The organism is Brevibacillus choshinensis (assembly GCF_001420695.1).
Classification (GTDB): Bacteria; Bacillota; Bacilli; order Brevibacillales; family Brevibacillaceae; genus Brevibacillus; species Brevibacillus choshinensis.
The window spans coordinates 1,284,377-1,310,920 of record NZ_LJJB01000013.1 but is presented as its reverse complement, the minus strand read 5'-3'; the positions used below and the strand labels follow the sequence as shown (position 1 = coordinate 1,310,920).

Here is a 26,544-nt window from a genome sequence, read left to right as displayed (position 1 = left end):
AATGAAGGTTGTTGTTTCATTAATAATTCCTTTATAATAAACTAAAATTTATTATTATTAAAAATATAAAGGGGAACAACATGAGAGAATTATCAACGAGAGAAACCATTACTGTAGGACTCATGCTGTTTGCCCTGTTCTTCGGAGCGGGCAATATGATCTTTCCACCTGCTTTGGGACAAGCTGCGGGAACTGACGTGTGGATAGCCATGCTTGGCTTTATCATCACGGGTGTAGGCTTGCCATTGCTAGGTGTTATTGCAGTGGGTCTTGGTGGAGGAAACTTGCAGACGCTGGCAGGAAGGGTACACCCTGTCTTTGCTGTTGTGTTTACTTTTGTCGTATATTTGGCGATTGGTCCTTTTCTGGCGATACCGCGAACCGGTACAGTTACATTCGAAATGGGAGTCATGCCGTTCCTGCCAGAGTCCGCAAAGGGAAGCTGGGTACCGTTGTTCATTACGACGATTGCCTATTTTGCTCTCACGTACTGGCTTAGCTTGAATCCGTCCAAACTGGTAGACAGGATCGGGAAAATTTTGACACCGGCTTTGTTGATCATTATTGGTGTCATGTTCGTTGGGACCATGTTCAATCCGATTGGAGAGATGGGACAACCGACTGGAGCCTATGAGAAGTCTCCGTTCATCAAAGGCTTTTTGGAAGGCTACTTGACGCTTGACGCCTTGGCAGCGATGGTATTTGGTATCGTCGTGACGGCTTCCGTACAGGCAGTAGGAGTGACGGATCGCAAGAAAATCACGACGTCGACGATCAAGGCTGCGGTCATTGCAGCGATCGGTTTGGGGCTTGTCTATCTCGCGCTAGGTTACATGGGAGCGACTAGCATTTCATTGGGTGCGTCTGAAAATGGGGGGCAAATCCTGACTACTGTCGTCCAACATTTGTTTGGATCGTTTGGTTCTATGCTTTTGGGGCTGGCTGTGACATTGGCTTGCCTGACGACATCCATTGGGCTGGTTACTGCATGCGGACGCTTCTTCTCGGATCGGATTCCTTCGATTTCCTATCGCACCATGGCTGCTATTCTGTGCGTGTTTAGTGCGGCTGTAGCGAATGTTGGCTTGACCCAACTGATTGCATTCTCAGTTCCGGTTCTGATGGCGATCTATCCGATTGGGATTGTCCTGATGTTCGTATCGTTTTTTCACAAATGGTTCAAAGGCTACTCGGCCGTTTACGTAGGCGCCATCGTGGTTACGGCGGCGATCAGCTTGGTCGATGGGGCTGCTCTGATTGGTTTGCCGGTTAGGGGAATTACGGATGTATACGAGCATCTTCCCCTCTATAAAGAAGGCATCGGCTGGTTGCTCCCAGCGATCGCAGGGGCCTTGCTCGGTTTTCTGTGGGGAAGCTTGCGTCCGAAGCGAAAAGGGGAGCAAGAGGTCTATCAGGAGAAGCCGAGCAATACGTAATTCGAATCGAACATGAAAGGAGTCGGGATTTGTTCCCGGCTTTTTTTCTTTTCTTTCCTTCTAGTTCCAGCCAGCTAGGACTTCCATCCGTCCACAAGCCCCTGTATCTGTGTTACCATAGGAAAAAGCCTGCCGGTCTGAACTAGGTTTTTTACGGAAGGGAGGTTGTTAGCTTTGGCACCAACAAAGGTTTTAGTAGCTGACGATGATCCAAATGTACGCGAAATTATTCGCCTTTACTTTTTGAAACAACAAATAGATTTAGTCGTTGCAAATGACGGTCAGCAAGCCATCGATTTGATGGAAAAAGAAGCGCCAGACATGGTGATTCTGGATGTGATGATGCCGCAGATGGATGGCTTTGAGGCTTGTCGGGAAATTCGCAAAAAGTGGGACACGCCCATCATCATGCTGACGGCCAAGGATGAAGAATTCGATCGCGTTCTCGGTTTGGAGCTGGGCGCGGATGACTATGTGACAAAACCGTTTAGTCCGCGCGAGCTGGTTGCGCGGATTCGCGCTATTTTACGCCGGATGCAGCCGAAAACAAAAGCTGTGGAGGACGTGTCCAAGCCACTCGCCTTTGATCAGCTGACGATCGATGTAGACAAGCGGGAAGTGGTGGCAGCGGGTGAGAAAATCAACTTCCGACCCAAGGAGTTTGACTTGCTGGTGCAGATGGCAAAGTCACCAGGCAGTGTATTCTCACGCGAGCAGCTGCTGGAGCTTGTATGGGGCTTTGACTACTTTGGGGACGTGCGCACGATTGATGTCCATATCAAAAAGATCCGACAACGGCTGGATAATCTCCCGTATGAATGCATTCATACTGTCTGGGGGATCGGCTACAAGTTCGGGGTGGAAAGCTGATGCTAGGCACATCGAAAAGCATCTTCCGTCGGCTGCTCTTCAGTTTTTTGGCCACTGTTCTCGTTGGGTTGGGTATTTCGGGTCTGCTCATTTCTCTTTTTGCAAGGGAGTATATTTACGATTCCAAAGAAGAAGAAATGCTGCGCATGGCCAAGAAAGTGAATGTCGCTATTCAGAACTACGATCAGGTGAACAAGAGGCTGATCGATCAGCTCGTCTCGCTGGATGAAGCATTTGACACGCGAATCTGGTTGTTCGACAAGGACGGAAAGATTGTCGCGACCTCAATGAAAGACGAAGTGTTTACGGGCAAATCAGTGGCCGTCTCGATTGCAGATAATGTGCTAAAAGGTAAGAGCGCGGTAACGGAGCTGCAAATCGAAGGACTGGAAGACCCGATGCTGTCTGTGTCGGTACCGTGGGGAGAGGGCGAGAAGGTGTATGGGGGTATTATCTTGCATGCCCCGATCGAAGGGATCGAGAAAACCTTTGGACAAATGCGCGAGACGATTCTGTGGGCGACGCTCTTTGGGGTCCTCCTCTCGACTGCGATGGTTTCTTACTTGTCCTGGTCGATTTCCCGTCCGTTGCGAACGATTGAAAGGACGGCTGCAGAGATTGGCAGGGGCAACTATGCCGAACGGGTACGTGTGGATACGTCCGACGAAATCGGTGACGTCGCGCAGACCATCAACACGATGGCAGAAAAGCTGGAGCGGGTCGAACAGGAACGGCACCATCTGGAGCAAGTCCGAAATGATTTTCTCGCAAATGTATCCCATGAGCTGCGAACGCCACTGACAGCCATGCAGGGCTTTCTGGAGGCGCTACAGGATGGCTTGGTAGAGGAAGAAGAGGCTCGGCAGAAATACTACGCTGTGATGTACTCGGAGACGATGCAAGTCAATCGGCTAGTCGATGACCTGATGGATTTGATGAAGCTGGAGAATAACGAGGTCAATCTGGCGAAGTTCCCTGTAGATGTAGCGGAAGTGATGAACAAGGTAGCGTTCTCGTTTCGTGCGGAGGCCGAAGAAAAAGGACTTGCCATTGCGGTGGAGCTGGCTGATGACCTGCCGAAAATTTATGCAGATCGAGATCGTGTCGCGCAAATTCTGAAAAACTTTGTGAAAAACGCGGTGAAGTTTACGGAACAAGGAGAAATTCGGTTGTGCGCAGTTGCAGAGGAGTCGTACGTCAAGATTCAAGTGGCGGATACGGGAATTGGCATCTCGCAGGACGATCTGCATCGGATCTGGGAGCGTTTCTTTAAAGTGGATCGAGGGCGTTCAAAAAACAACAAGGGTACCGGCTTGGGGCTGGCTATCGTCAAAGAGCTGGTGGAGCTCCATGAGGGTAAATGGAATGTAGAGAGTGAGCCAGGCGTAGGGAGTACGTTTACGGTATGGCTTCCAACCATGGCTTCCTCTCGTCAATCAATCTGATCCTGTGAATGAAGCCCGCCAGGTGAAGGTCATACTTTTTTCATATTTTGATCATGGTTTTTTCCTATCTTCCTCACAGAATGATTATCTTTGCCCGTTACGATATAAGTGTGACGGAGAGAGAGTCACGAAGCCAAGGAATGAAAGGGGAATGAACATGAATAAAAGATGGGTTTCCATCGCAGCTGTCGCATTGCTCCTGTCAGGTAGCTTGGTTGCCTGCTCTAGCAATACAGGTACACCAGAACCAGCGACCCAACAAGAAGGAGGTAGCGCGACCACACCGGATAGCTCCTCCACTACAAACAACCAATCGACCGATAACTCGGTTTCCAAAGATCAATCAACACCTGATGCTGCAACGGGCGGCTCATCCGATTCAGGCGCCACAACTGGATCTTCTAGCAGCTCCGACTCCAGCACTTCGAGTGACAGCAGCACAGACAGCAAGTCTGACGCAGGCTCTGCAGGTGCGACAGGAACAACTGGAACAGAGAACAGTGGTTCTACTGACCAGTCTGGCACAACCAGTACAACCAAGCAGTAATCAGTAGTTAGGAAAGCAGTAATCTAGCAGTAACGACAAGAAGCCAACTTGTTCGTTTGTACTCCTCTACTTCCCTCCCCGGGTTTACCATATACATTTGATAGGCGGCTTATATGCCGCCTTTTTTGTTTTGTTGCTGGAAAGGAAAGGATAAGAAAAACCAAGGCTATCGCTGGTGGCCTTGGTTTTTCTTCGTTCTATGTTGTTTAAGGAGTAACAGCCTTCAGACTTTCCTCTCGAATTAAATCAAGCAACTCCAGCTTCAGAGCCAAAAACTCTTCGCTGTTTTTGTTTTGATAATCACGAGGACGAGGGAGTGGCACTTTAATATTCTTCTTGAGACGTCCTGGTCTTGCTGTCATCACATAGATGGAATCTCCCAGGAAAATGGATTCCTCTACATCATGGGTGATGAACAGGATGGTTTTCTTCGACTCTTCCCAGACCTTCAGCAAGATCTCCTGCATGATCGTTCGAGTCTGCGCATCCAAGGCACCGAAAGGCTCGTCCATCAACAAGATTTGCGGGTCATTGGCAAGTGCTCTGGCAATCGCCACACGTTGCTTCATTCCACCCGATAGCTGGATGGGATAGTGTTTGTCGAATCCCCTCAAGCCGATCAGTTCCAAGTAATGATTCGCGATTTCCTCTTGTTGCTTCTTGGGAACCCCTTTGAGATCCAATCCAAACGTGATGTTGTCTTTTACATTCGACCACGGATAGAGCGTATACGACTGAAACACCATTCCGCGGTCTGGACCCGGTCCCTTTATTTCTTTCCCATCCAAGTACACATGACCGGAAGATGGTTCTTCCAAACCGGCTACCACACGGAGGATGGTGGATTTCCCACAACCGGAAGGCCCGAGAATCGTTACGAACTCTCCTTCGGCTACGGAGAACGAAGTCTGATCCAGCGCGACGACTTGTCCACTCTTGGTCGAGAATACTTTGCCTACGTTATCAATCACTAGCTTTGGCGTTGTCGTCATCTTAAGATCCTTCCTTTCTCATCCAGGAGAAGGATGCGCGATAGATCGCTTTAAAAATCAAGTCCATGATCAATCCCAGTACCCCGATGATCAAGATCCCGACGATAATTTTGTCCGGCTTCAAAAAGCGGGAAGCCTGCATGATCATAAATCCGAGACCATCCGATGCACCGACCAGCTCAGCGACAACCAGATACGTCCAGGCCCAGCCAAACGTGATACGGAGCGTATCGACAATCCCTGGCAAGGAAGCGGGGAGGATGACTCGTTTAAAGAGCTGAAAGCTTTTCGCACCCAGTGTATAGGAGACCTCAATCAGTTCATTCTGAATGTTCTTCGTCACGTCCATCACCATGAGTGTCAGCTGGAAAAAGGTGCCCAAGAAGATGACAGCCATTTTTTCCCCTTCACCGAGGCCGATCCACAAGATTAACAAAGGGATAAAGGCCGAGGCAGGCATATAGCGAATGAAGCCGATGATCGGTTCAAATGCTCCCTGCATAATGCGTAAGCTACCCATCAGCATGCCCAGCGGTACACCGATGAGAGCCGCAATGATAAATCCGAGAGCTACCCGTGAAAAACTGATGCCGATATCGCCCCAGATCTCTCCACTGGAAAACATAGAGAAGGCTGTTTTGACGATCTTGTCAGGAGCAGGGAGGAACAGCGGATTGACGAATCCTCCGTAGCTGAGTACAGACCAGATAAGAAGCAGAAGAAGAAAGGTAGCAATTCCAGCCCCCGAGTAGAGAGGTTTGGCGATATCCTTATTCGGGGTAAAGACATTTTTCCACATCGTCATTCCTCATTTGTAATCAAGTTTAGTGGGTGTGATTCTACTTATTGGGGTCTTGCAAGAGAAAAGGAGGCCCAAGTGGGCTCTCCCTTATAGTCCTCCAACAAATGTCGAGTTCAATACGTCTTCTGGCTTAGGAGCGTTATCGATTAATTTTTGTTCCATGTAGAAGTCGATGGCATTTTTGGTGGAGACGTAAATATCGCCTTTTCCATCGCCAAACAGTTTCTTGTTGTCTTCTTTGTACAGGAATTTCAGTCCTGGTACAGTGCCGGTAAATTCAGCTAGGTCGATTTTCAGACCTTTTGCCATGATTTGATTGGACTCGTCTGTATTTTGCTTCCAGTAATCCATAGCATCTGACATCGCTGCTACGAATGCTTTGATATCGTCTGGACGTTGTTCGATCACGTCTTTTTTGAAGCCGACAGTATCAACGATGATACCGGACAAATCTTTGGTAGAAAGGAGAACCTTACCGTTTGCTTGGGAAGCTTTGCTCAATCATGGCTCCCACGTTACAGCTGCATCTACTTTACCAGCCACGAAAGCGGCGCCGGCATCACCTGCAGACATTTGTACCATTTCTACGTCTTTGTCAGTTAAATTCGCTTGTTTTAAAGCAGTGAGAATCAGCATGTGGCTAGTGGAGCCTTGTTCAAACGCTACTTTTTTGCCTTTCAAATCAGCAACAGTTGCGATTTCGTTCTTGGCAATGATCCCATCGCCACCGAAAGAGTCATCGAGCAGCCAAACCACTTGCATAGGTACGCCAGCAGCAGCCAGTGTTACTTGCACGTCGAGTGCAGTTGCCATACCGTCTACTTGTCCACCAGCTAGAGCTTGTTTGCGCTCTGCCAGGCCTTCAATGATGGACAGCTCCACATCTACGCCATGCTTTTCAAACAATCCTTTTTCTTTCGCCAGGAACAATGGGCCATAGCCTGTCCATGTAGGCAGTGTTACTTTCAACGGTGTTTTGGAGGCAGCAGCATTGCTACCTTCAGCAGGCTTCGCTTGGTTTGCTTGGTTGGAAGAGCCACAACCGACTGCAGTGAGGGCAACCATTACCGACAACAGCAAAAACAGAAACTTTTTCAATGTAAAATCCCCTTATGTGTTAGTTTTGTATGACTTCTTTAAATGCCGCAACGAAAGCTTCCATCTCCTCTTGGCGACCAATCGATACGCGAAGAGAGCTTGTGAGACCATATCCCGCTAGCGTACGCACGATAAAACCGCGCTCAGCCAGACGATCAAATACTTCCTTGCCATCTCTGCCTGTATCCACACAGACAAAGTTTGCCTGGCTCTTGAGGTAGGAGAGTCCCAGTTCTTCAAACGTCTTGCACAGAAGCTGTTTGCCGATTTGGTTGTTCCGTCTTGATTCGGCTACGTGCTCGGAATCATCGAGGCTAGCCAACGCTCCTGCTTGAGCGATGCTGTTTACGTTAAACGGAGGTCTGACGTGGTTGACCGCATCGACCAGCTCAGCCTGTCCAATTCCGTAACCAATCCTTGCAGCAGCCATCGAATAGATTTTCGAGAACGTACGGATGACGAACACATTGGCAAAGTCCTTGACGAACTCGACAGAAGAGGCATAGCCATCACCTTCCGCGAATTCGTGGTAGGCTTCGTCGATGACGACGAGTACGTTTTCCGGAACTCTCTCAATAAAAGCTTTCAGCTCATCGGACGGAATGACGGTACCAGTCGGATTGTTCGGATTGCAGAGGAAGATGACCTTTGTTTTCTCTGAAATCTTTTGCAGAACACCTTCCAGATCAATGCCGAGATCTTCTTTCATTGGAGAGAAGACGGGTTTGGCACCCATCAGGTGAGTAGAAGCCAGATACTGAACGAAACAAATTTCTGGAATAATCGCCTCGTCCTCAGGCTCCAGGAACGTTTGAGCGACGAGAATGATCATCTCATCCGCGCCATTGGACAAGATGACGTTATGTGGCTGTACGCCTTCTTTTTCCGCGATCTTGTTCAAGACAGCTTCCCCGTTGGAGCTCGGGTACAGATTCAATTGCAAAAGAGATTGCTGCATCGCCTCAATGGCTTTCGGTGAAGGGCCCAACGGATTTTCGTTAAAGGACAGCTTGTACACCTGCTCTTTACCCAGCACCTGTTTCATTTCTTCTACAGGTAGATCGGCAAGTGAGCACGTATACGGCATCAGGTTGGGGTATACATGGCGGACCATTTGCGTAAGTTTCATTGCTGGTTAACCTTCCTTCCGATTTGATCGGCTCCCTGGATCGCTTTTACGACCATGTCAGGGGTTACCGCAAAAGGCATGTTGTCCATGTCTTCGATACCGACCGTCACGACTCCCAAGCGATCCCAATCTTCCTGTGACAGCTCCGTGATCGCCATATCTGCGAGTGTGTAAGGCAGCTCTACCTTTTGATAGTAGGAAATCAGCTCGCGAATGGTTTCTTCGCTTTTGCCTTCCAGGACGAGCTGGGAAAGAATCCCGAAAGCAACGATCTCACCGTGATAGGTATCGTGTACTTCGGGGAAGATGGTCAAACCGGAATAAATCGCGTGCGCTGCAGCCGTTCGGCAATCGTCACCGCCATAGCCGCTTACGCTACCACTGATCAGGATAATGCTGTCGATGACATCATTCACGGACTGATCGACTTTTCCTTGTTTGATCGTCTCTATCGCAGATGGACCTTTTTCCAGGAGCAGTTGGTAGAGGCCTTCTGCCAGGCGTACTGCACTTTGGTTGAGCGCAGTCGGTTGGCTTTTTTGTACAGATACGGAAGATTCGAACCATTTGGCCAATGTGTCGCCGATCCCTGCTGCGAGGAAGCGGTAGGGCGCTGCGCTGATCACTTTGGTGTCTACGAGCACAACATTGGGCGCCTTGGAGCGATGGCTAATTTCTATGAATGTTCCTTCATCGTCATACATGATAGCGATCGGAGTAGCTGGTGCACATGTAGCTGCGATCGTAGGTACTGCGAGCAATGGCAGATTGGCAGCAAAAGCGACTGCTTTCACTGTATCAATGGCCTTGCCGCCCCCGACAGCTACCAGTACCTCGGGCTTTTTCTCCTGGACAATCGCTAGGAGCTCTTCTACTTTCGACCACGAGCATTCACCGCCGTACCAAACGAATCCTAGATGATCAATTCCTTCTTTTTCCAAGCTAGCTGTGATGGTAGATTCTACGACCGACAATGCCGTTTTCCCGCCGATCAAGAGTGCACTGTTTCCGAATCCACGAATATAGGCACCAATCTCATTTACTAGCTCTACTTCTCGAACGTATTTTCCAGGGCCTGGAATAGTAAACATGACGACATCTCCTGTAGGTTTATTCATGAATGTGAATGAATATACAAATAAGTATTTTATGATTTTAACAAAAATTTGTCAACTTGTTACGAAACTAAATTTTTATTTATTTTAATTTATTTTTACACTTTTGAAAACAGTAATCTCATCCGAAATACTACTTTCATTAATAAGGAAAAAGCTGTTGCCCAAGCATCCGCCGGACAACAGCCAATTTCGTATCGTGTAGAGTTGTATTTTGCTTAGGCTTCGCGCTCCTGCTCGGCAGTCTTGGACTTTCGCAGATTGGAGAGGGCCACACCCAGAAAGATAAAGATCGCTCCAGCAAAAAAGCTTACTCCCAGATGCTCATGTAGAAGCAGCCAGCCCAAACATGCGCCGACAATCGGCTGCACAAAGAAGAAGCCTGCACCGCTGCCCGCATGCATTAGCTCAAAGCCTTTGTTCCACAAGTAGAACGCACCCGCCGTCGAAATGATCCCGATATACAGGACGCCCGCCCAAATTTCCCAGCCAAACTGCCAGGATATGGGAGTGGCTGATAATTCCCACACCATGATGGGGCTGGTGAAAATCAAGCCGAACAAGGCTACGTATGTGGTAACGGCGAGCGATGAATAGGTCTGTGTCGCTTTCTTGCTGAGAACGGTATACAGTCCCCAGCTGACGGCGGCGACGAGCAGGATCAGGTTGCCTGTCAGTGACGACTCGGCATCTGCCTGATCAGGCACGCCGATGACGATGAGGACACCGACTGTAGCGAGCAGGATTCCCGCAAGCTGCTTCCAGTTGATGCTCTCCTTTAGTAGCCAAACGGCAAAGATGGCGATAAAGGCAGGAGACGCTGAAGTGATCAGGGCTCCCATATGAGCGGTAGACAGCTTGGTTCCGAGAAACTGGGCGGCAATCGAGATAGTGACCCCCACAAAGGCGATGAGCATGATCATCGGGTAATCTTTTTTGGCGATGTATTCTCTTCTCGCAACAACAAAGGCACCCAATACTACCAATGCAATCGCAAAGCGCAAAATTAGTAACGTAAACGGCGGAATGACGTCGAGAACGACCTTGCTCACGACGTAGACGCCGCCCCAGATGGCTGCAGCCAACGTCAGGCATAGTGCTCCAAATAACTGTTGTTTCCATTGTAATTGATTCATGAATAGCCCCTCCCGGAATGTTCAGTAAAAAGGTGAGATTCCGTAGCCGAGGGGAATGGCTCCCTCACGACTAGGAGAGGGTAGCAGGTACATCACATTCATACATGTGGAGTGCCATTCGTTTCACCTCCTCATTGCATTGAGGTTAGCCATTTTGCTACGAGTAAAACAGGCTGTACCAGGCGACCGGCTGGTGCATGCACCTGACGATACTGTTCATATCCGAGCTTGCCCCAGAAAAGGAGAGCCTGCTCATTTTGGGCGATCACACCGTGATGTACGTGGAGACTGCCAGCAGAGGCGCAGTAGGTTTCAGCTAGGTGAACGGCTTCCCTGCCATACCCTTTTCGTTGGAAGTCAGGGTGGAGTAGTAGTAGGCTGATCCAGCTTTTCTGATCGGCCGGATTGGAGACGACGAGATGCATCACGCCGATCATCTGACCGTCGGCCGACAACGTCAGCCAGTGACCGGTGGGAATGCTCAGAGTGGAGTCGTATTCCGCTGCCACTTCTGCCAAAGTCACTTCTTCTGTACCGTTTCGCAAAAGGTTGTAATCAGGATTGCTGTTGTAAACGGATAAGAGGGCAGGGAGTTCATCACGCACCGTTTCACGCAGTACGATCCGTTCCCCCGTTAAAGCAAGACTCATTCATTTCCTCCGTATTTGCGAATCAGACCAATTTGACCTGCGTGATATCCGTTGTGATAGATCAGACGTCCGAGCGCCTGACGAGGAGTGATGGTCGCAATAGGCGCCTCACAGGGGATGTCCCATGCCTCTTCAGGCAAAGCAGCGAGTGATTCGAGCAAATAAGCAAACGAAGCTTCACGGAAAGAATGGAGAGAAGACAGATCTGTGTAGATTCCTTCGTCTTTGACTTTTCCGATTGTGGCAAGCTCCACGCCCTCTGGTATCGGACGCTGAAAAAACATCAAACAGAAGCGATACTCGACCTCGGCAATGTGACGGATCAAGAAGCCGACCGAGTTGGAGCCAGGGGCCAATTTCCAGACAAGCTCCTTTTCGTCTAGATTTGCCAGCACGTCTGTATAACGAGAGCGAGCTGTTTGCAGTGCAGGGAGCAGTGTATGCTCAAACATCGCGATCATCCTTCCTGGTCACTTGTAACATGACATCTCTCTTTATTATAGGAGAAATGGGACAAATGAACAGCCGAATCATTTTGAATATTGCGAATGAACGTTCACTCAGTTCTGTAAATTCGTTATACTGGAGGAAAGTAAAAGGAGTGATGGGGATGCCGCATCAAATTGAATTCTCAGTACGTTCCACAGATCTTGACTTCATCGGTCACGTGAACAATGCCAAATACTTGGAGTATATGGAGTGGGCTCGATTTGACTGGATCTGGCAGACGGGGCTGACCCTCGACGAGCTGCAACGCCGTGCCATCATGCCTGTGGTCGTCAATATCAACATCAACTACCGAAAAGAACTACGCATTCGAGAACAGGTCATAGCAAGAACGTCAGCTGTCAAAGTCGGAGAAAAGAGCTTTGTCATCAAGCATGAGCTATTTAATCAATCGGAACAGCTGGTGGCAGACGCTGATGTCACGATGGTCATGATCGATGCCAACTCCCGTCGTTCTACGGCTATTCCCGAGGAGCTACGAGAAGCACTGTTTGCTGAACTGCCCGTCAAATAACAAAGAACGAGACTTGCAGTGCTAGTTTCCTCCCCTCAGGCATGCTTTTTTCCGTTACAATGAACGTGAGAGGAGTGACGGTGCATGTCTGTTTTTACAACGATCTTATTTGATCTAGATGATACTTTGTTCGATTTTTCAGCTTGTTGGGAAAAGGGAATGCAGCATACAGTGGCGACGCATCCTTTGACCGCTGATCTGGATGGTGCAGCTTTACTTGCGGCATTACGCCGCCACGGTGATGATTTGTGGGTCGATGTGATCGCCAAGCGATACGACTTTACACAATACCGTCAATTGCGGCTGCAACGGTCGATGGCAGATTTCAATCGCCAAGTCAGTGTCGAGGAAGTCAATGGCTTTCAGCAAGCATACGCTGCTGTCTGTATGGATGCTGTCACCCCTGATCCGGCTGTACAAGAACTAATCGCCGAATTAGCCAGCCGTTACACGTTGGGCATCGTCACCAACGGTCCGGTCGATATGGCTTTTATCAAGCTGAGTCGTCTGGGATTGTCTGATTACTTTCCGAAAGAGCGCGTTTTTCTCTCTGAGCTGATCGGTTATCACAAGCCAGACCCGCGCATCTATGCGACTGTTTTGGAGGAGCTGGGTGTGGAGGCTTCGCAAGTACTGTTCGTGGGAGATACGTGGGAGGCGGATGTCTCCGGAGCGATGGATGCCGGACTCTCCGCGGTCTGGATCAATCCGAAAGGCAAAAAGCCCGAGACGAGCCACGAGCCTCTGGCAACGATAGAGCGATTGGAACAGTTACGGGCATTTGTATAAAAACGTTGTAGTAAAAATGACTAATGAAATGAAGCATAGGGCCAGCCAAATAGGTTTAAACGGCTGGCTCTAACTATTGGAGGGACATGTTTGACTATTCACTTGATCGATACCATCAGAAATCACACATCCAAATTACAGAAACAGCGAAACAATACCTTGAAGAATTAACAAGAAATAATAAGGAAAACAGCTCTCCGACATTGTATATGAAGGAGAGCTGCTTTTTTCTTAGACAGTAGCTTCCTCCTCGAGGAAGATTTTCTCCAGCGAAGGCTCATCCACGGAAACGCCGTAGACATCCACCCGTGCCTGCACGAGTGCGCGTACGAGGGAGGCGATTTTTTGGTCTTCATCTACTTGAAGAGAGAAGCGACCAGCTTCCCATTGGACATTTCGTCCGAGCGATTGAACAAAAGCTACCAGGGTAGGCTGGCTGTCCAGAGCGAAAGCAGAATGGCGTACGCTCACATTTCGCCAAGTCTGATGAGCTGCCTGCAGCTCACCCAAGCTACCGAGCGAACCAATTTTTCCGTCCTTCATGATCGCAATACGACTACAGATTTTTTCTACCTCATGCAGGTTGTGCGAGGTCATGAATATCGTCTTGCCTTGCTGATGCAAAGAGCGGAGCAGCTCCTGAATATGCAGGGATGACTCGACGTCCACGCCGGATGTGGGCTCATCGAGAAACAGCAGCTCCGGGTCACCCACGAGCGCTTGCGCGATACCCAGCTTTTTCTTCATACCAAAGGAAAACGTCTTGGCTTTGCGCGAGGCATGTTCTTCCAGCTCTACGGAGGCAAGAATGCGGGCACACTCCTGATCGGTCATCCGAACGCCTTTGATGCTTGCAAAATAACGGAGATGCTCGGCAGCAGACAGGGAGTCGTAAAAGGTCGAGTAATCAGGCAGCACGCCGATCCGCCGCTTCCAATCATCCAGACTTCCTTCTCCTCCAAACATCCGGATCGTCCCGGAGGAAGGCAGTAGAATGCCTGTCAGCATGTTGATAAACGTAGATTTTCCCGCGCCATTTCTCCCCAGAAAGCCAAAGATTTCTCCGCGTTGTACGGTCAAGTCTACCCCCTTCACGACTGTCCGTTCTCCAAAGCGTTTCGTCAGTTGGACCGTTTCCAAGATGTCCATCAGCAATCCCTCCTACGGAATAGAAAGATGGAGGCAGTCAGGAACAGAGCGGCATAGAGCCAGATAAAGCCTGTCCATGCTACCCCTTTCTCGATGAATTTGAACGGGGTCAAATAAACAATCCATTGCGCAGCAGGATGGCTGGAGAAAAGACTCCACAATCCTACTCCGGGCAAAGCCATCGCTACGACGATCCCCAAAAACATGGTGTAGCTAGGTCGGGGCACAGCGAGCGAGAGCAAGAGAGCCAGAGAAATGCAGTACACGAGCAGCGTCACGCATTGGTAAAAGGTTTTGGCGTCAAACGTATGCACAGTCGCCAGAACGACACCAAAGGTGACCACCATGCACGCCAGCCAAAAGAGAAGTACGCCGAGAAACTTGCCAACGATAATCTTTTGTCGCGAAGTTCGCGTGACGAGAAAGCGAATCGTCCGACCTGCCAGCTCCCGGTTCAGTACATCGTGGGAAAGGCTAAAGACAAACAGAGGTCCAAATAGCATAACCAGGGCAAAGACTCCCAGGGCATGTCCTTTGGCGAGTTCGTTCGTTGGCAAAAAGCTGGCAGCTTGGTTCACCAGATCAGACACCCAATACGATACGCCGACAATAAAGGCGACGGTAATTAACGATTTCATACTTTTAAACAAACGGAAAAATTCGTGTTGGCAAATGGCCCACATCGTTGTTCACTCCTTTCACATTTATTGTAGCTCACACAGCTTTCTAGAAGTGAAACGCTACCTTACCATTGCCTTACCTTTGCTCATAGGAAGCAGATACGCGTGATATGATAGGGGGGAGCAAGGAGGGACGGACTATGGAAACACAAGCAAATATTTTAATTGTCGATGACGAGGAAGCCATTTTGCAGATGCTCAAGACCGTGCTGCAAAAGGAAGGCTTTGCCCAAGTAGATACGTGCACGCATGCAGATCAGGCTCTGCGTTTGATCGAAGAAAAGACGTATCAACTGTTCATTCTGGATGTCATGCTCCCAGACAAGAGCGGGTTTGAACTGTGCTCTGCAGTGCGGCAGCGAACGAATGCGCCGATCTTCTTCCTGACGGCACGAGGCACGGATTTCGATAAGTTGAGCGGGTTTGCCTATGGGGCCGATGATTATATCACCAAGCCCTTTCATCCACTGGAGGTCGTAGCGCGAATGAAGGCGCATCTGCGGCGTTCGATGGGAGCAGGGCAGACACCTTTGCCAGAGGAGAGAGTCTACGACTTTGGAAGGTTCCGAGTGAATCTGGACGCCGCTGAACTAATTGTGGACGGAGAACAGGTAGATTGTCCGGCGCAGGTCTTCCAATTGCTCACTTTCTTTTGTCAGAATCCAAACCGCGTTTTTACCAAAGAGCAGATCTACGACCATGTATGGAAGGACGAGTACGGCTTGTTTGATGAAAATACAGTCATGGTGCATATTCATAAGCTACGTCAGCGGATCGAGGAACTGCCTTCTGCGCCCAAGCATCTTGTAACGGTCAGAGGCTTGGGGTATAAGCTGGTGAGCCCTGGGAGATCTCACCCATGAGTCTGCGCAACAAGCTGATTGTCCAATACGTCAGGCAGTTTTTTGGATTCGTTCTAGTGCTGCTCCTGTGTCTGACTATATCCATGCTGATTCTGGGAACCCGAGTGACGAATGAACAAATCGCATCCGATCTGTCTGGATTAAGCACCACTGACATCGAGGCACGACTGATTTACGGGGGAGAGAACGTTGGAGTAAATGAGGAGATACAACGAAGCGTGGAAAGCCATAACGGTTGGCTGCAAATCCTCGGAAAATACGGCGATGTCGTCTACTCCTATCGCACCCCTCCAGAGCTTACTGGCATTCAAGCGCCGGGTGTACGTATCGAACAGTCTCAGCCTTCGCTTGATTTTCCTTACCGAGTGAAGTTTTGGGTAGTTGAGTCAAGAGGGGAAAAGCTGATCGTCTACTACGGGACGCCATCTCCGGGTACCAGACTGCTAAAGCTTTTGGTGACTACCTCTATGCCTGAAGGTGGCTGGAAAGGAAAGAAAGATATCCAAACCGCCTTTTCCCGGGAAAAGGCTTGGTTCGCTGTTTATGACAGGAATGGTCAGCTCGTTGAGGAGCTAAATCAACCAGAAGTCTCCAGACGCCTCGACTTGGCGGAAGTCTTGGAGAATGATTTCATCCTTAGCCATTTTGATCAAACGAGTAGGCTCACCTATGTGGTTGGTGTGCCTCTATCACCCGACCCAGCGATGGGAGATGCTGATTCGTCTATCAACGACATCGTAGCGTACGCGCTGCGACAGCTCTTGCTTGTCTTGCTGCTCTGTATTTTGGTGGCAGGTATCTGGTATGCACTTCGGGTGGGACAACCACTTTTACATATGGTCAACTGGTTGGAGCAGTTGGCAAAAGGACACTATGAGGAGCCAGTAAACAGAAAGGGTAAAAAGGTAGGAACGACTCGCAGTGGCAAACGGAAAAAATCGTTTGCAGTCTACAAGGACATGTTTGATTCCTTGCAGCATTTGACTACGACACTGCGCATGAATGAACAGCGGCAACGCGACGTAGAGCGGACGCGGGAGGAGTGGATCACCGGCCTCTCTCATGACTTGAAGACACCGCTCAGCTCCATCTTTGGCTACGCTTCTATTCTTGATTCCAGTCCATACGAGTGGGGGCAGAGGGAAATCAGAGAGTTTGGCAGGACGATTCGTGAAAAGGCCGAGTATATGGATGACTTGATCGAGGATTTGAATCTCACCTACCGTCTGAAAAATCATGCCCTGTCGATGGTCAAGGAACCAGTAGAAATCGTGGAAACGATTCGTCGGATTACGGTGGATATGGTAAACGACCCAAGTGCCGCCGACCATGTGATTGAGTTCCAGTCAGACACGCGGACCCTCACGACAGAAGTAGATCCGAAGTGGTTCAGGCGCATCATGGTAAACATCTTGGCGAATGCCATCAAGCATACACCAGCAAACACCCAGGTAATCGTCTCGATTGCCAGTAGGCAGGACGGTGGCTTTGTGATCGAGGTAAAGGACAATGGGCCAGGGATGGATGAGGAAACCAAAGAAAATCTGTTTGAACGATACTATCGAGGCGGCCATACTCAGGAGGATGTCAGTGGAACGGGCTTGGGGATGGCGATCGCCAAGCAGCTGGTGTTGGCGCATGAGGGTGAAATCGAGGTAAGGAGTGAGCTTGGGAGCGGAACAGCAGTCAGCGTGATGTTCCCAGGCCAAAAGAGTCTAGCATAATAAATAAGCGCCTCCCGGGATTGAACGGGTGGCGCTTTCGTTTTTATTCCTATTGTTAGTGAATAGCTTTCTTTTTAAACTGTCCGCCGCGTACATCGTGGATGTTACCGACAGCCAAAAAGGCATTCGGGTCTACTTCCTCGACGATCAGCTTCAGCTTTGCTTCTTCCAGACGGGTAATGATGCAGAAAACGACTTTCTTCTCATCGCCTGTGTAGCCCCCTTCACCTTTCAGATAGGTGACACCGCGGCCCAGACGAGCAACAATCGCGTCTCCTACATCTTTGTGATTGTCGCTAATAATCCAAACGGACTTGGATTCCTGGAAGCCTTCGATGGTCAGATCGATCATTTTGAAAGCAATGTAATAGGCGATCAGCGAATACATCGCACGATCCCAACCGAAAACAAATCCGGCACTGCCCAAAATGAATAGGTTGAAAAACATGACGATCTCACCAACGGAGAAAGGGGTTTTCTTATTAAACAAGACGGCGATAATCTCCGTACCATCCAGAGATCCTCCATAACGAAGGACGAGACCAACACCAATACCCAAAATGATTCCGCCAAATACTGCAGCGAGCAGCGGGTCATCCGTCAATCCTGGAACCGGATGCAACAGAGCGGTTCCGACCGACATGATGGTTACTCCAAATAGGGTAGACAAGGCAAATGTCTTTCCGATCTGTCTGTAGCCAACAACCAGGAATGGTAAGTTGAGTAAAAATAGAAAAATGCCAAGAGTCCATCCAGTCAAATGAGACGCAATAATCGAGATGCCTACAATACCACCGTCAATAATTTGATTCGGAACCAAGAAGATTTCCAGACCTACAGAGACGAGAGAAGCACCGATCAGGATGAAGAAGATTCTTTTCAGCAGTTTTCCCAACGGCAATTTTTGGTGAGTCGATTTGGCGATTGTTTGTTCCATCGTTCCCCTCCCAAATATTGATTGTTTACATTATCATTATAACATTCATTTTAGTGTGCCTAAGGTTTAAATGTGCGATCTTGCAAAAAAAAGTACATTCATATCTGTTTATAGGAGATTCTCTTTCGATTGGTATTGACTGGAAAGGGGAACGTTGCTATTTTCAAAGGGTTGGGACAATAAGAAGGAGGAAGGTTGCCAATGAGTGCCTTTCAAGTAGAAACAGAAATCGTTTCATCCATGGAGCAAGTATGGTGGGCGTGGACTCGGAGCGAACGGATCGTCCAATGGTTCGCGCCTGAAGCAAATATTGAACCACGGCTCGGTGGGGCGTTTGAGCTGTTCTTTACCCCTGACAACCGCGATCAGATGGGGACAAGCGGGTGCATCATCACACTTTTTGAACCAAAAGAACGTCTAGGCTTTACGTGGAAGGGGCCCGATGATTTTGCGGACTTGATGAATCACGATGATTCCCTGACGTACGTGCTCGTTTCTTTGTCCGAGAATGAAGGAAAGACCCGAATCGTCATCGAGCATTTTGGCTGGAAGGAAGGCGAGGAGTGGGAGAATGCCCGCTCCTGGCATGAAAGGGCCTGGTTCCATGCTCTATCGAGTCTACGGGCCGCGATCGAATCAGGAAAGGGGGACTTGTGCTGCGCCCCTCAAGTAAACTTGAAGTAATCGTCAGCACATGACCAAATACGGACATTCGCCTGAGCTTAATATAATTTCGAGGTCCATTTCAACGGTAGAGCCTTCTTGTGTGATCACATAGAATTGTTTGTTGAACTGATGTCTGTAGGAGCGAAGGAGCGTTACAAAGGCGTCCCAGTCATCGTGAAGCATGGAGCGATTCACTTCAAAAACGACGGTTTTTGCCTGCTCTCTGATGATTCGTTCCATCCCTAAAAAAGCCTGATATTCGCTTCCTTCCATGTCCATTTTAATAAAGTCGATGGATTCCAGATCACGTTGGTGGTCATCCAGGACGACCGTATCAATGGAAATCGTTTCAAATTCGTCCACGTAATGCAGAAAGTATGTTTCGTGATGCTGGTGGATGGAGCTGTTTCCCAAGTAGCGTTTGCTCGCGTAAAAGGGTAAGGTGGTCTCACACGAGTAAACGGCGCGATGGTAGGCGCGTGTCCTGTCGTGAAGATCGTTGATCGAGAGATTGTCCATCAAGAACGCATACGCTCGGGGATGTGCTTCATAAGCGAATAGCTTTCCCGTAGGACCGATGAGCCGCCCGAACAGAACGGAATAATATCCGATGTGTGCCCCGAGATCGAGGATGGTGTGTCCGGGCAGCACATGGTGCAGAAAGTATTTGGTGAGGGGTGCCTCAAATGTTCCGCTCGCCGCCAATTCGAGGGATACACTCAGATCATCGGATGGACAGAGGAGCTTGCTTCCGTGTGAAGTTGTCAGTAAAAGCCGTTGGCTCCCCAGATAGACGGGCTGCTTCAAGTAATTCACTCCTTGCTCAGATCTAAAAAACACACTACAAGGTATGTAAGACGAGTCGTTTTCAGACGCGTTTTCTTTCAGACATATAGAGAGGCAGGAGTGAGGTAGAATATGATGGGATCGATCGTCCTGTTCCTGTTGGCGGGATTAGCTGAAATCGGTGGCGGATATTTGATCTGGCTCTGGCTCAAAGAGTCCAAACCAGTCGGATACGGCATCATGGGAGGAATCATCCTGATCCTGTACGGGGTGATCCCGACATTTCAGAGCTATCCTTCCTTTGGTCGTGTGTACGCAGCATATGGAGGGGTATTTATCATTCTAGCCGTGCTTTGGGGCTGGCTGGTCGACAAAAAGACACCCGATCTGTACGACTGGATGGGTGCCGGTATTTGTTTGATCGGTGTGAGTATCATGCTCTGGGCGCCACGACAATAAAAGGAGCCTGTCCAGCATTTCGTGGACGGCTCCTTTTTTCGTTGGAATAACGATTATTCTTTTGTTGCAGCAACTTCACTCACGATGGGCGATTGTTTTTCATCGAGATACTCATCTGGCCCGATAATGCCAGCGGCGCGGTCTTGTCTTTCCAGCTCGAGAGCTTTTGGTACGGAAAGCCAATACGAGAGAGCGATGGCAATCACGCCGGCACCCAATTTACCTAGCATCACAGGGAGAATGATGTTTGGCTGGAAGTTGGCGGAGAAAGAAAGGTGATCGCCCAAAAGAAAAGCAGCACAGACGGCAAAGGAAATGTTGATGACTTTGTCTTTAGGCGGCATCGAACGGACGAGACGGAACATAGCGAGAATGTTTGCGATTGTGGCGAGCAGCCCGGCACTACCCGTAGAGCTCAAGCCCAGTTTGTTACCCAAGGCTTCCAGAGGCTTCGCAGCATATTTACGCAGCAAGTAAACCATTGGGAAAGCACCTGCCAACATGATACCGATATAACCAGCTGTTTCGAGTGCGCGATACTGGTCTTTGGGGTCGGCGATGATCGGGTCGAAGCCCCATGCGCCAAACAAAGTAGAGAAGAGCCCGGTAAAGTGCTGTACGATAGAAAAGACGAGTACGAGCTTGATGCCGGCGTCCATCGTTTTCCCGAAGAGCATGAATCCGCGAATCATCAGGTCCGGCATAAAGCGCAGTCCTGCCGCAATGGCTACGACGAAAATCAGGATCGGTGACAGATTCAAGAGGACTTGTCCAATTCCGATCGCAAAAGCATAAGTGGAATCAGCATTAGTGGAAATCTCCGCGCGTACCTGCGCATTGGTCAAGGAAAGGATGGCACTGGTGATAAATGCCCCGATCGGAACGGTCAAGATACCGGACATGACTCCCAGTGCCATGTATTTATGGTCGCGCTTGTCGAGCATGGCGAGTCCCATCGGAATGGAGAACACGATCGTAGCACCGGCCATGAGCCCCACGACCATTGCCATGACCCAACCTTCTGTAGAGCTTTTCAAGATATTCGCTAGTTGGTAACCGCCCATGTCAGAGGCGAGGATGGCGGTAGCCGCCAGTGCTGGGTCAGCCCCGATCGCATGGAAAATGGGGGAAACCGCTTTTTCGACGAACCAGGAAATATAAGGGAGGGAGGCCATGATACCGGCGGCTGGCACAAAGATATACCCGGTCGAATGCAAGCCTTCCATGAACTCCTTGCCAAGTCCTTCATCACTGTTGCGAATGGCTGCGACAGCACCGATGACGGCACATAACATGATAATGTAGATAATGACACTTCCAATGTGTTCCATGGACAACCCCGCCTTTTTTAGGAATGAAAACAATGAAGGCACTTAGGTTCTCGAAACCGAGAATTTCCTAAGCGCCTTTGCTTATTTGTATGGACTTGTGTACAAACACCTAGCTAAAAACCATCTGGAACCGCTTACAATCGAAAGAAAAAAATAAGAGCTGAAACAAGTGCGTCCCACTGATAAATTCATCTAGTCGGACAATTTATGCTGGAAAAGCGCCGTTGCTTTACTCTGCATTATAACGTGATTATATGGTTACAGGCCCAGCATGTCAACAATCTCTTTAGGAAGAAAGAACGACCTTGGTGAGAAATAGGGAACAAAAAAAGCTGTCCCTCTATTCAGAAGGACAGCTTTTGAAAGCCGATTACAGTTTTACAACGTTCTCAGCTTGTGGTCCACGGTTGCCTTCTACTACGTTGAACTCAACGCGTTGGCCTTCTTCGAGGGATTTGAAACCTTCACCTTGGATAGCGCTGAAGTGAACGAATACATCGTTTCCGCCTTCAACTGCGATGAAGCCATAACCTTTTTCAGCGTTGAACCATTTTACTGTACCTGTTTGCATGGGTGTTACCTCCAAAAAATAAAATGAATATGCAACTTTTATTTATGGGTAAAATAAAAATTCACACATTGTAAAAGGTTCAAACATACATGTAAACCCTTTACAATATGTGAACGCTTAAAAAAATCTTTTGTTTAGGTTTATACTACCACAGCCCGGCGAGGAAAGCAATCAAATAAGTAGACGGCAAAACAGGTCGTCTTGCCGTCTTTTGTATGCAATCTTAGGAGAAAACCTTCACGCGTTCATCTAGTGGCTGGAATTGTTTTTCGCCCGGAGTAGAGGTTGGTTTTCCAAAAGGCATTTGGGCGATCAGCTTCCACGAGCTCGGTACGTTCCACTCTTGTTGGACCCCTTCATTAATCAGCGGATTGTAGTGCTGGAGAGAGGCTCCAAAGCCCTCGGCCTCCAAAGCTGTCCATACAACCAATTGAAGCATGCCAGATGATTGCTCCGACCAAACAGGGAAGTTGTCTTTGTAGAGGGCAAACTGACTTTGCAAATTCTCGATCACGCTCTGGTCTTCGAAGAACAAGACGGATCCATAACCGCTACGGAAAGCGTCCATTTTTTCTTCGGTGGAAGCAAAGTTTTCGGCTGGAACAATTTTACGCAATGTTTCTTTGGTGAGATCCCACAGCTTGTCGTGCTGTTCACCCAATAATACGACCACGCGCGCACTCTGTGAGTTAAAGGAGGAAGGTGTGTATTTCACTGCTTCGTTAATGATCTCCTGAATACGTTGGTCAGAAACAACCGTCTCTTTGCTAATGCCGTAGTACGTTCTTCTGTCTTTTATGGCTGTAAAGAAATCTTTTCCCATGGAAATTCCCTCCTGGATTGATCTTTTTATTTACCATCATGCGTTCAGAGCGAGAAAAGTATGCGAAGCCCAGTAGCTTACTTTTCGTAATTGACTTTATTTTATATACTAATTTTTGTCAAGTATCTATCTTTTCTAAAGTCTAAATGCATGAAAAAGGAGCAGGAAGTTGAATCCGGATTGTCGTAGTTGAAGAAGCGGGCAAGTGAGAAGAATAAGGAAGACCTGAACCGCTACAGGAGAGAACATTCAAGGAGGGCAACGATGATTCGTAAAATCGCGACAGTGGCCGTTTATGTGGAGGACCAGCAAAAGGCAAAATCATTTTGGACAGAGAAAGTAGGTTTCGAGATTAAGCAGGAGCATCCGATGGGACCAGACAGCAGCTGGTTGGAGGTAGGACCGACTGAGGCAGAGACTGCTCTCGTCATCTACCCAAAGAGAATGATGAAGAACTGGGGAGAGCTGAAGGCGTCGATCGTTTTTGTGTGCGAGGATGTGAAGGCGACGTACGCGACGATGAAGGCAAACGGTGTAGAATTTGAGGGAGAGCCGAACAAAATGCAATGGGGCACGTTCGTTTCCTTTAAGGATGAGGACGGCAACAGCTTTTTGTTAAAAGATTAGTAAGGCTTGTCCATGATAAAGGGATGAACCTGTAAGCAGATCAGTACCTATCTGTGGACCAGGTTCTTTTTTTGTTCGTTCATAGACTGTTAGACAATCATACGTACGAAATAGAAGGCGTTAGAGTGGTTTCATACGAGAACCTCTTTCGTGGAATTACTACGGACAGCTATTGTAATATTTTTCCTGAATTCTAGCAAACTGCGTAAACAACTTTACACCGAGTGAAAGTAGCGATAACGTTGGAAGTGGAATGAAAGTAAAAATAGCAACAAAAGTCGAGGGTAGGAAGGAGGCAGTTTGCCAATGGAGGCTGCACAAAACGAGAAGCGAGTGCTGATCGTAACCTCAGTCGAGCCGGAGCGTGTGGCGGTTTTGCGCGGGCTTCGCGATGACAGTCGGTTCACGGTCCGAATCGGTGGAGTAGGTCCGATCGCTGCTGCGGCGAGTACGGCGAGAATTTTGGCGACAGAAGAGCCATTTGATTTGGTCATTTGTGCCGGGATCAGTGGTGGTTTTGTCGACCAAGCGGAGGTAGGCTCACTGGTTGTTGCCAGTGAAATCGTATGCGCGGATCTTGGAGCAGAAACGGCAGAGGGTTTTTCTAGCTTGGACGAGCTCGGATTCGGTTCTGCCAGTGTCCCAGTCGATCAAGAGCTGGTTGCACATGTGACAGATGCTCTGCAACGAGCAGGCTTGTCTGCGAGAAAGGGACCTGTCCTCACGCTGTCTACTGTGACCGGTACAGCTGCGACGGCGCTAGTGCTTTCCAAAAGGATGCCAGGTGCTGCTGCCGAAGCGATGGAAGGGTATGGCGTAGCCGTTGCTGCACAGGATGTCGGCGTACCTGTATTAGAGATCCGGGCAGTATCCAATGCGATTGGACCACGAGACAAGTCCGCATGGCGAATCAAAGACGCATTGGCTGCATTGGAAGCGGCCAGTTCCGTATTACGGGAGGTATTATGATGAAAATCGCATTTTCCCCATGTCCAAATGACACCTTTGTATTCCATGCCTGGGCGCACGGGCTCATTCCGGGTGCTCCTGAGCTGGATATTATGTATGCAGATATCGATATTACCAATCACTTGGCCATCAACACGGAAGGCCCAGAGGTCATGAAAATTTCCTATGCGGCTCTGCCATGGGTGTTGAAAGACTACGCACTGATTCCGTGCGGTGGCGCGTTGGGCAGAGGGTGCGGCCCTCTCGTTTTGACGCAAGACAGTAGCGACCCAGCTCAACTGTCAGGTAAGCGGGTGGCTGTTCCGAGTGAGCGTTCAACAGCCTACTTGTTGTTCCGGTTGTGGGCAGCGCAAAACGTGCCTGGTGGCGTAGGCGAGATTGTCGTCATGCCGTTCCATGAGATCATGCCGGCTGTGCGTGATGGAAAAATTGATGCGGGTCTGGTCATTCACGAAGCGCGATTTACTTACCAAAACTACGGATTGACGTTGATGACAGACTTGGGCAACTGGTGGGAGTCAGACACGGGTCTGCCGATTCCTTTGGGTGCTATTATCGCGCGTCGCTCTATGGATATCGATTCTTTGACCAAATGGACGCGTGCTTCCGTCGAATGCGCATGGGCACATCCTCAAGCATCGAAAGAATACGTCGCGTGTCACGCACAAGAGATGGCGCCAGAGGTTACACAAGCGCATATTGATTTGTACGTCAATGAATTTACGCGAGACTTGGGGGAGGATGGATTTGCCGCAATCACGGCATTGCTCTCTCGGGCTGCAGATGAGGGGCTTGTCCCGAAATTTGATCTAGCTCTCTTGCGTTCCTGATACATGAAAAAAGACTCTGTAATCGCTATGTGGTACGTGCGACAGAGTCTTTTTGTACAGAAAGGAATCAATAAATTTTCTATTCATTACCGTGCAACTCCCCGGCAAAAGCTTGGTGTAGCCATTAACAAAGATGGGGATATCAACATAGCTGAGGTGGGGAGAAGCAGGTTTCCGATCTCCGCTCCAGCCTACACCCTACGAAGAAGATTAGTCTGTCCGCTCCACAACGATTCACGGGGAAGCGGTAAAGTAGTAGCCGCTTCGAAGCGAACACAGAGGTACCGCTTCTTGATCCCGTAAATTCGTTGTTCTGCTAAGCTGGGTTCCGGAGTCGCTCCGCCTGGAAACCTGCTTCTCCTGCCAGCCGTTGTAGTTTCTAGCCACCTGTTCTACGAGGTTCAAGGAGCAAAAGCTTATTTTCCCGATCGTTGCGCTTCGAAGGTATTTTCCCCTTTTTCCACTCCTCCACTAAAGTCCGATCGACCACCAAGCAAAAGGGGTAAACAATCACCCTGCCTGGATGACGCCACAAGCCAATCGTTTGCCCGAATTGCCAGAAGGCTGTGTGCGGAAATCGTCCGGGTTTTGATGGATAATGATCGTTTTGCCAACGACATCTGCTGCCTGAAATTTGTTCGTGAAAAAATTCATGCGTGCATATCCATCATTGGAAAAAAGCACGGGAAAGTCCCCTGCGTGATTGCCATGAGGTTGGTGGGTTGGATTCCAGTGAGAGCCAGCTGACTGAAACGGATCATTGGGATCACCTACGACGCATGCACTTTTATCGTGCACGTGAAAGCCGAATGGACCGACCGGCTGCTGAGCACCGCTTGCTGGCTGGTATTCCGGCAGACCGCTGACCTCGACGTAGACTTCCGTGCCGTATGGGACATCTGTAAATACGATATATCCCTGCAAATCGGGAGCCAAAGGTCCGCCATGAATTTCCGCAAAAGATTGTGTGGGCCTATATCCTTGTTGAGAAGATACGGATTGAGGGTGGTACCCATTGGGGTGATACATGCTCATGCCATACTTCATCCTCACTATCTGAATTTTTCTGGTTTAGCATATGTGGGAGCTGGGCGCTGGG

The 26,544-nt window shown here is 49.1% G+C and carries 30 protein-coding genes; 13 read left to right on the top strand and 17 right to left on the bottom strand.

Annotated features, from left to right (window positions below):
* Positions 1 to 80 precede the first annotated feature (80 nt).
* The 4 genes from brnQ (at position 81) to AN963_RS26605 (ending at position 4,298) form a co-directional block, all read left to right on the top strand.
* Positions 81 to 1,436, top strand: a complete 1,356-nt coding sequence (gene brnQ / locus AN963_RS26620) for a branched-chain amino acid transport system II carrier protein (protein WP_055747513.1) — start codon at positions 81 to 83, stop codon at positions 1,434 to 1,436.
* 174 nt (positions 1,437 to 1,610) lie between these two features.
* A complete protein-coding gene (locus AN963_RS26615) occupies positions 1,611 to 2,306 on the top strand; it encodes a response regulator transcription factor (protein WP_055747512.1) in 696 nt (231 codons plus the stop codon).
* Positions 2,306 to 3,751: a sensor histidine kinase gene (locus tag AN963_RS26610; protein ID WP_055747511.1), complete on the top strand. Its 1,446-nt coding sequence runs from the start codon at positions 2,306 to 2,308 to the stop codon at positions 3,749 to 3,751. Before AN963_RS26615 ends, AN963_RS26610 begins: the two co-directional genes overlap by 1 nt.
* A gap of 157 nt (positions 3,752 to 3,908) precedes the next feature.
* Positions 3,909 to 4,298, top strand: a complete 390-nt coding sequence (locus AN963_RS26605; protein WP_055747510.1) for a hypothetical protein — start codon at positions 3,909 to 3,911, stop codon at positions 4,296 to 4,298.
* A 206-nt stretch (positions 4,299 to 4,504) separates the two neighbouring features.
* On the opposite strand, the gene AN963_RS26600 is transcribed toward AN963_RS26605, so the two are convergent.
* The 9 genes from AN963_RS26600 to AN963_RS26565 form a co-directional block, all read right to left on the bottom strand.
* Positions 4,505 to 5,290 (bottom strand): ABC transporter ATP-binding protein, encoded by a 786-nt coding sequence (locus AN963_RS26600; RefSeq protein WP_055747509.1) that lies wholly within the window; start codon positions 5,288 to 5,290, stop codon positions 4,505 to 4,507.
* 1 nt (position 5,291) lies between these two features.
* Positions 5,292 to 6,089: an ABC transporter permease gene (locus AN963_RS26595; RefSeq protein ID WP_055747508.1), complete on the bottom strand. Its 798-nt coding sequence runs from the start codon at positions 6,087 to 6,089 to the stop codon at positions 5,292 to 5,294.
* 90 nt (positions 6,090 to 6,179) lie between these two features.
* Entirely contained in the window at positions 6,180 to 6,593 is a 414-nt protein-coding gene (locus AN963_RS32170; RefSeq protein WP_236708097.1) for a substrate-binding domain-containing protein, read from the bottom strand.
* On the bottom strand, positions 6,594 to 7,190 hold the full coding sequence (locus AN963_RS32165) for an ABC transporter substrate-binding protein (RefSeq protein WP_236708096.1): 597 nt from the start codon (positions 7,188 to 7,190) through the stop codon (positions 6,594 to 6,596).
* Between the two features lie 19 nt (positions 7,191 to 7,209).
* Entirely contained in the window at positions 7,210 to 8,319 is a 1,110-nt protein-coding gene (gene hisC / locus AN963_RS26585) for a histidinol-phosphate transaminase (RefSeq protein ID WP_055747507.1), read from the bottom strand.
* Positions 8,316 to 9,410: an iron-containing alcohol dehydrogenase family protein gene (locus AN963_RS26580; protein WP_055747506.1), complete on the bottom strand. Its 1,095-nt coding sequence runs from the start codon at positions 9,408 to 9,410 to the stop codon at positions 8,316 to 8,318. The genes hisC and AN963_RS26580 overlap by 4 nt, the downstream gene beginning before the upstream one ends.
* Before the next feature lie 242 nt (positions 9,411 to 9,652).
* Positions 9,653 to 10,570, bottom strand: coding sequence for a DMT family transporter (locus AN963_RS26575; protein WP_055747505.1), 918 nt, complete (start codon positions 10,568 to 10,570; stop codon positions 9,653 to 9,655).
* Positions 10,571 to 10,701: 131 nt separating this feature from the next.
* Positions 10,702 to 11,220, bottom strand: coding sequence for a GNAT family N-acetyltransferase (locus tag AN963_RS26570; protein ID WP_055747504.1), 519 nt, complete (start codon positions 11,218 to 11,220; stop codon positions 10,702 to 10,704).
* Positions 11,217 to 11,672, bottom strand: a complete 456-nt coding sequence (locus AN963_RS26565) for a DinB family protein (RefSeq protein ID WP_055747503.1) — start codon at positions 11,670 to 11,672, stop codon at positions 11,217 to 11,219. Before AN963_RS26565 ends, AN963_RS26570 begins: the two co-directional genes overlap by 4 nt.
* 158 nt (positions 11,673 to 11,830) lie before the next feature.
* On the opposite strand from AN963_RS26565, the gene AN963_RS26560 reads away from it, so the two are divergent.
* Both AN963_RS26560 and AN963_RS26555 read left to right on the top strand, forming a co-directional pair.
* On the top strand, positions 11,831 to 12,241 hold the full coding sequence (locus AN963_RS26560; protein WP_055747893.1) for an acyl-CoA thioesterase: 411 nt from the start codon (positions 11,831 to 11,833) through the stop codon (positions 12,239 to 12,241).
* An 84-nt stretch (positions 12,242 to 12,325) separates the two neighbouring features.
* On the top strand, positions 12,326 to 13,030 hold the full coding sequence (locus AN963_RS26555) for an HAD family hydrolase (RefSeq protein WP_055747502.1): 705 nt from the start codon (positions 12,326 to 12,328) through the stop codon (positions 13,028 to 13,030).
* A 231-nt stretch (positions 13,031 to 13,261) separates the two neighbouring features.
* Here AN963_RS26555 and AN963_RS26550 read toward each other — a convergent pair whose 3' ends face one another.
* Positions 13,262 to 14,179: an ABC transporter ATP-binding protein gene (locus AN963_RS26550; RefSeq protein WP_055747501.1), complete on the bottom strand. Its 918-nt coding sequence runs from the start codon at positions 14,177 to 14,179 to the stop codon at positions 13,262 to 13,264.
* Positions 14,179 to 14,862, bottom strand: coding sequence for an ABC transporter permease (locus tag AN963_RS26545; RefSeq protein ID WP_055747500.1), 684 nt, complete (start codon positions 14,860 to 14,862; stop codon positions 14,179 to 14,181). The genes AN963_RS26550 and AN963_RS26545 overlap by 1 nt, the downstream gene beginning before the upstream one ends.
* A 137-nt stretch (positions 14,863 to 14,999) precedes the next feature.
* On the opposite strand from AN963_RS26545, the gene AN963_RS26540 reads away from it, so the two are divergent.
* Together AN963_RS26540 and AN963_RS26535 are read left to right on the top strand one after the other, a co-directional pair.
* A complete protein-coding gene (locus tag AN963_RS26540; protein ID WP_055747499.1) occupies positions 15,000 to 15,722 on the top strand; it encodes a response regulator transcription factor in 723 nt (240 codons plus the stop codon).
* Positions 15,719 to 17,446 (top strand): sensor histidine kinase, encoded by a 1,728-nt coding sequence (locus tag AN963_RS26535; protein ID WP_055747498.1) that lies wholly within the window; start codon positions 15,719 to 15,721, stop codon positions 17,444 to 17,446. Before AN963_RS26540 ends, AN963_RS26535 begins: the two co-directional genes overlap by 4 nt.
* A gap of 55 nt (positions 17,447 to 17,501) precedes the next feature.
* On the opposite strand, the gene AN963_RS26530 is transcribed toward AN963_RS26535, so the two are convergent.
* Entirely contained in the window at positions 17,502 to 18,383 is an 882-nt protein-coding gene (locus AN963_RS26530; RefSeq protein WP_055747497.1) for a YitT family protein, read from the bottom strand.
* A 201-nt stretch (positions 18,384 to 18,584) separates the two neighbouring features.
* On the opposite strand from AN963_RS26530, the gene AN963_RS26525 reads away from it, so the two are divergent.
* Positions 18,585 to 19,067 carry an SRPBCC family protein gene (locus AN963_RS26525; RefSeq protein WP_055747496.1) on the top strand — a complete coding sequence of 161 codons (483 nt, stop codon included), beginning with the start codon at positions 18,585 to 18,587 and terminating at the stop codon, positions 19,065 to 19,067.
* Between the two features lie 3 nt (positions 19,068 to 19,070).
* Here AN963_RS26525 and AN963_RS26520 read toward each other — a convergent pair whose 3' ends face one another.
* Entirely contained in the window at positions 19,071 to 19,856 is a 786-nt protein-coding gene (locus tag AN963_RS26520) for an FkbM family methyltransferase (protein WP_161827307.1), read from the bottom strand.
* A 111-nt stretch (positions 19,857 to 19,967) separates the two neighbouring features.
* Here AN963_RS26520 and AN963_RS26515 point away from each other — a divergent pair, with 111 nt between their 5' ends.
* Entirely contained in the window at positions 19,968 to 20,294 is a 327-nt protein-coding gene (locus tag AN963_RS26515) for a YnfA family protein (protein WP_055747495.1), read from the top strand.
* A gap of 53 nt (positions 20,295 to 20,347) precedes the next feature.
* On the opposite strand, the gene eutH is transcribed toward AN963_RS26515, so the two are convergent.
* The 3 genes from eutH to AN963_RS26500 form a co-directional block, all read right to left on the bottom strand.
* Entirely contained in the window at positions 20,348 to 21,625 is a 1,278-nt protein-coding gene (gene eutH, locus AN963_RS26510) for an ethanolamine utilization protein EutH (protein ID WP_055747494.1), read from the bottom strand.
* A 370-nt stretch (positions 21,626 to 21,995) separates the two neighbouring features.
* The gene (locus tag AN963_RS26505) at positions 21,996 to 22,196 is read right to left on the bottom strand and encodes a cold-shock protein (RefSeq protein WP_023556290.1); all 201 of its coding nucleotides are present in this window, start codon (positions 22,194 to 22,196) and stop codon (positions 21,996 to 21,998) included.
* A gap of 223 nt (positions 22,197 to 22,419) precedes the next feature.
* Positions 22,420 to 23,019, bottom strand: a complete 600-nt coding sequence (locus tag AN963_RS26500; protein ID WP_055747493.1) for a nitroreductase family protein — start codon at positions 23,017 to 23,019, stop codon at positions 22,420 to 22,422.
* Positions 23,020 to 23,283: 264 nt separating this feature from the next.
* Here AN963_RS26500 and AN963_RS26495 point away from each other — a divergent pair, with 264 nt between their 5' ends.
* The 3 genes from AN963_RS26495 to AN963_RS26485 all read left to right on the top strand — a co-directional run bounded on the left by AN963_RS26495 (position 23,284) and on the right by AN963_RS26485 (position 25,445).
* Positions 23,284 to 23,646, top strand: a complete 363-nt coding sequence (locus tag AN963_RS26495) for a VOC family protein (protein WP_055747492.1) — start codon at positions 23,284 to 23,286, stop codon at positions 23,644 to 23,646.
* Between the two features lie 306 nt (positions 23,647 to 23,952).
* Positions 23,953 to 24,615: a futalosine hydrolase gene (locus AN963_RS26490; RefSeq protein ID WP_055747491.1), complete on the top strand. Its 663-nt coding sequence runs from the start codon at positions 23,953 to 23,955 to the stop codon at positions 24,613 to 24,615.
* Positions 24,615 to 25,445 (top strand): 1,4-dihydroxy-6-naphthoate synthase, encoded by an 831-nt coding sequence (locus tag AN963_RS26485; RefSeq protein WP_055747490.1) that lies wholly within the window; start codon positions 24,615 to 24,617, stop codon positions 25,443 to 25,445. The genes AN963_RS26490 and AN963_RS26485 overlap by 1 nt, the downstream gene beginning before the upstream one ends.
* A 510-nt stretch (positions 25,446 to 25,955) precedes the next feature.
* On the opposite strand, the gene AN963_RS26480 is transcribed toward AN963_RS26485, so the two are convergent.
* Entirely contained in the window at positions 25,956 to 26,474 is a 519-nt protein-coding gene (locus tag AN963_RS26480) for a superoxide dismutase family protein (protein WP_407922569.1), read from the bottom strand.
* Between the last annotated feature and the right edge of the window lie 70 nt (positions 26,475 to 26,544).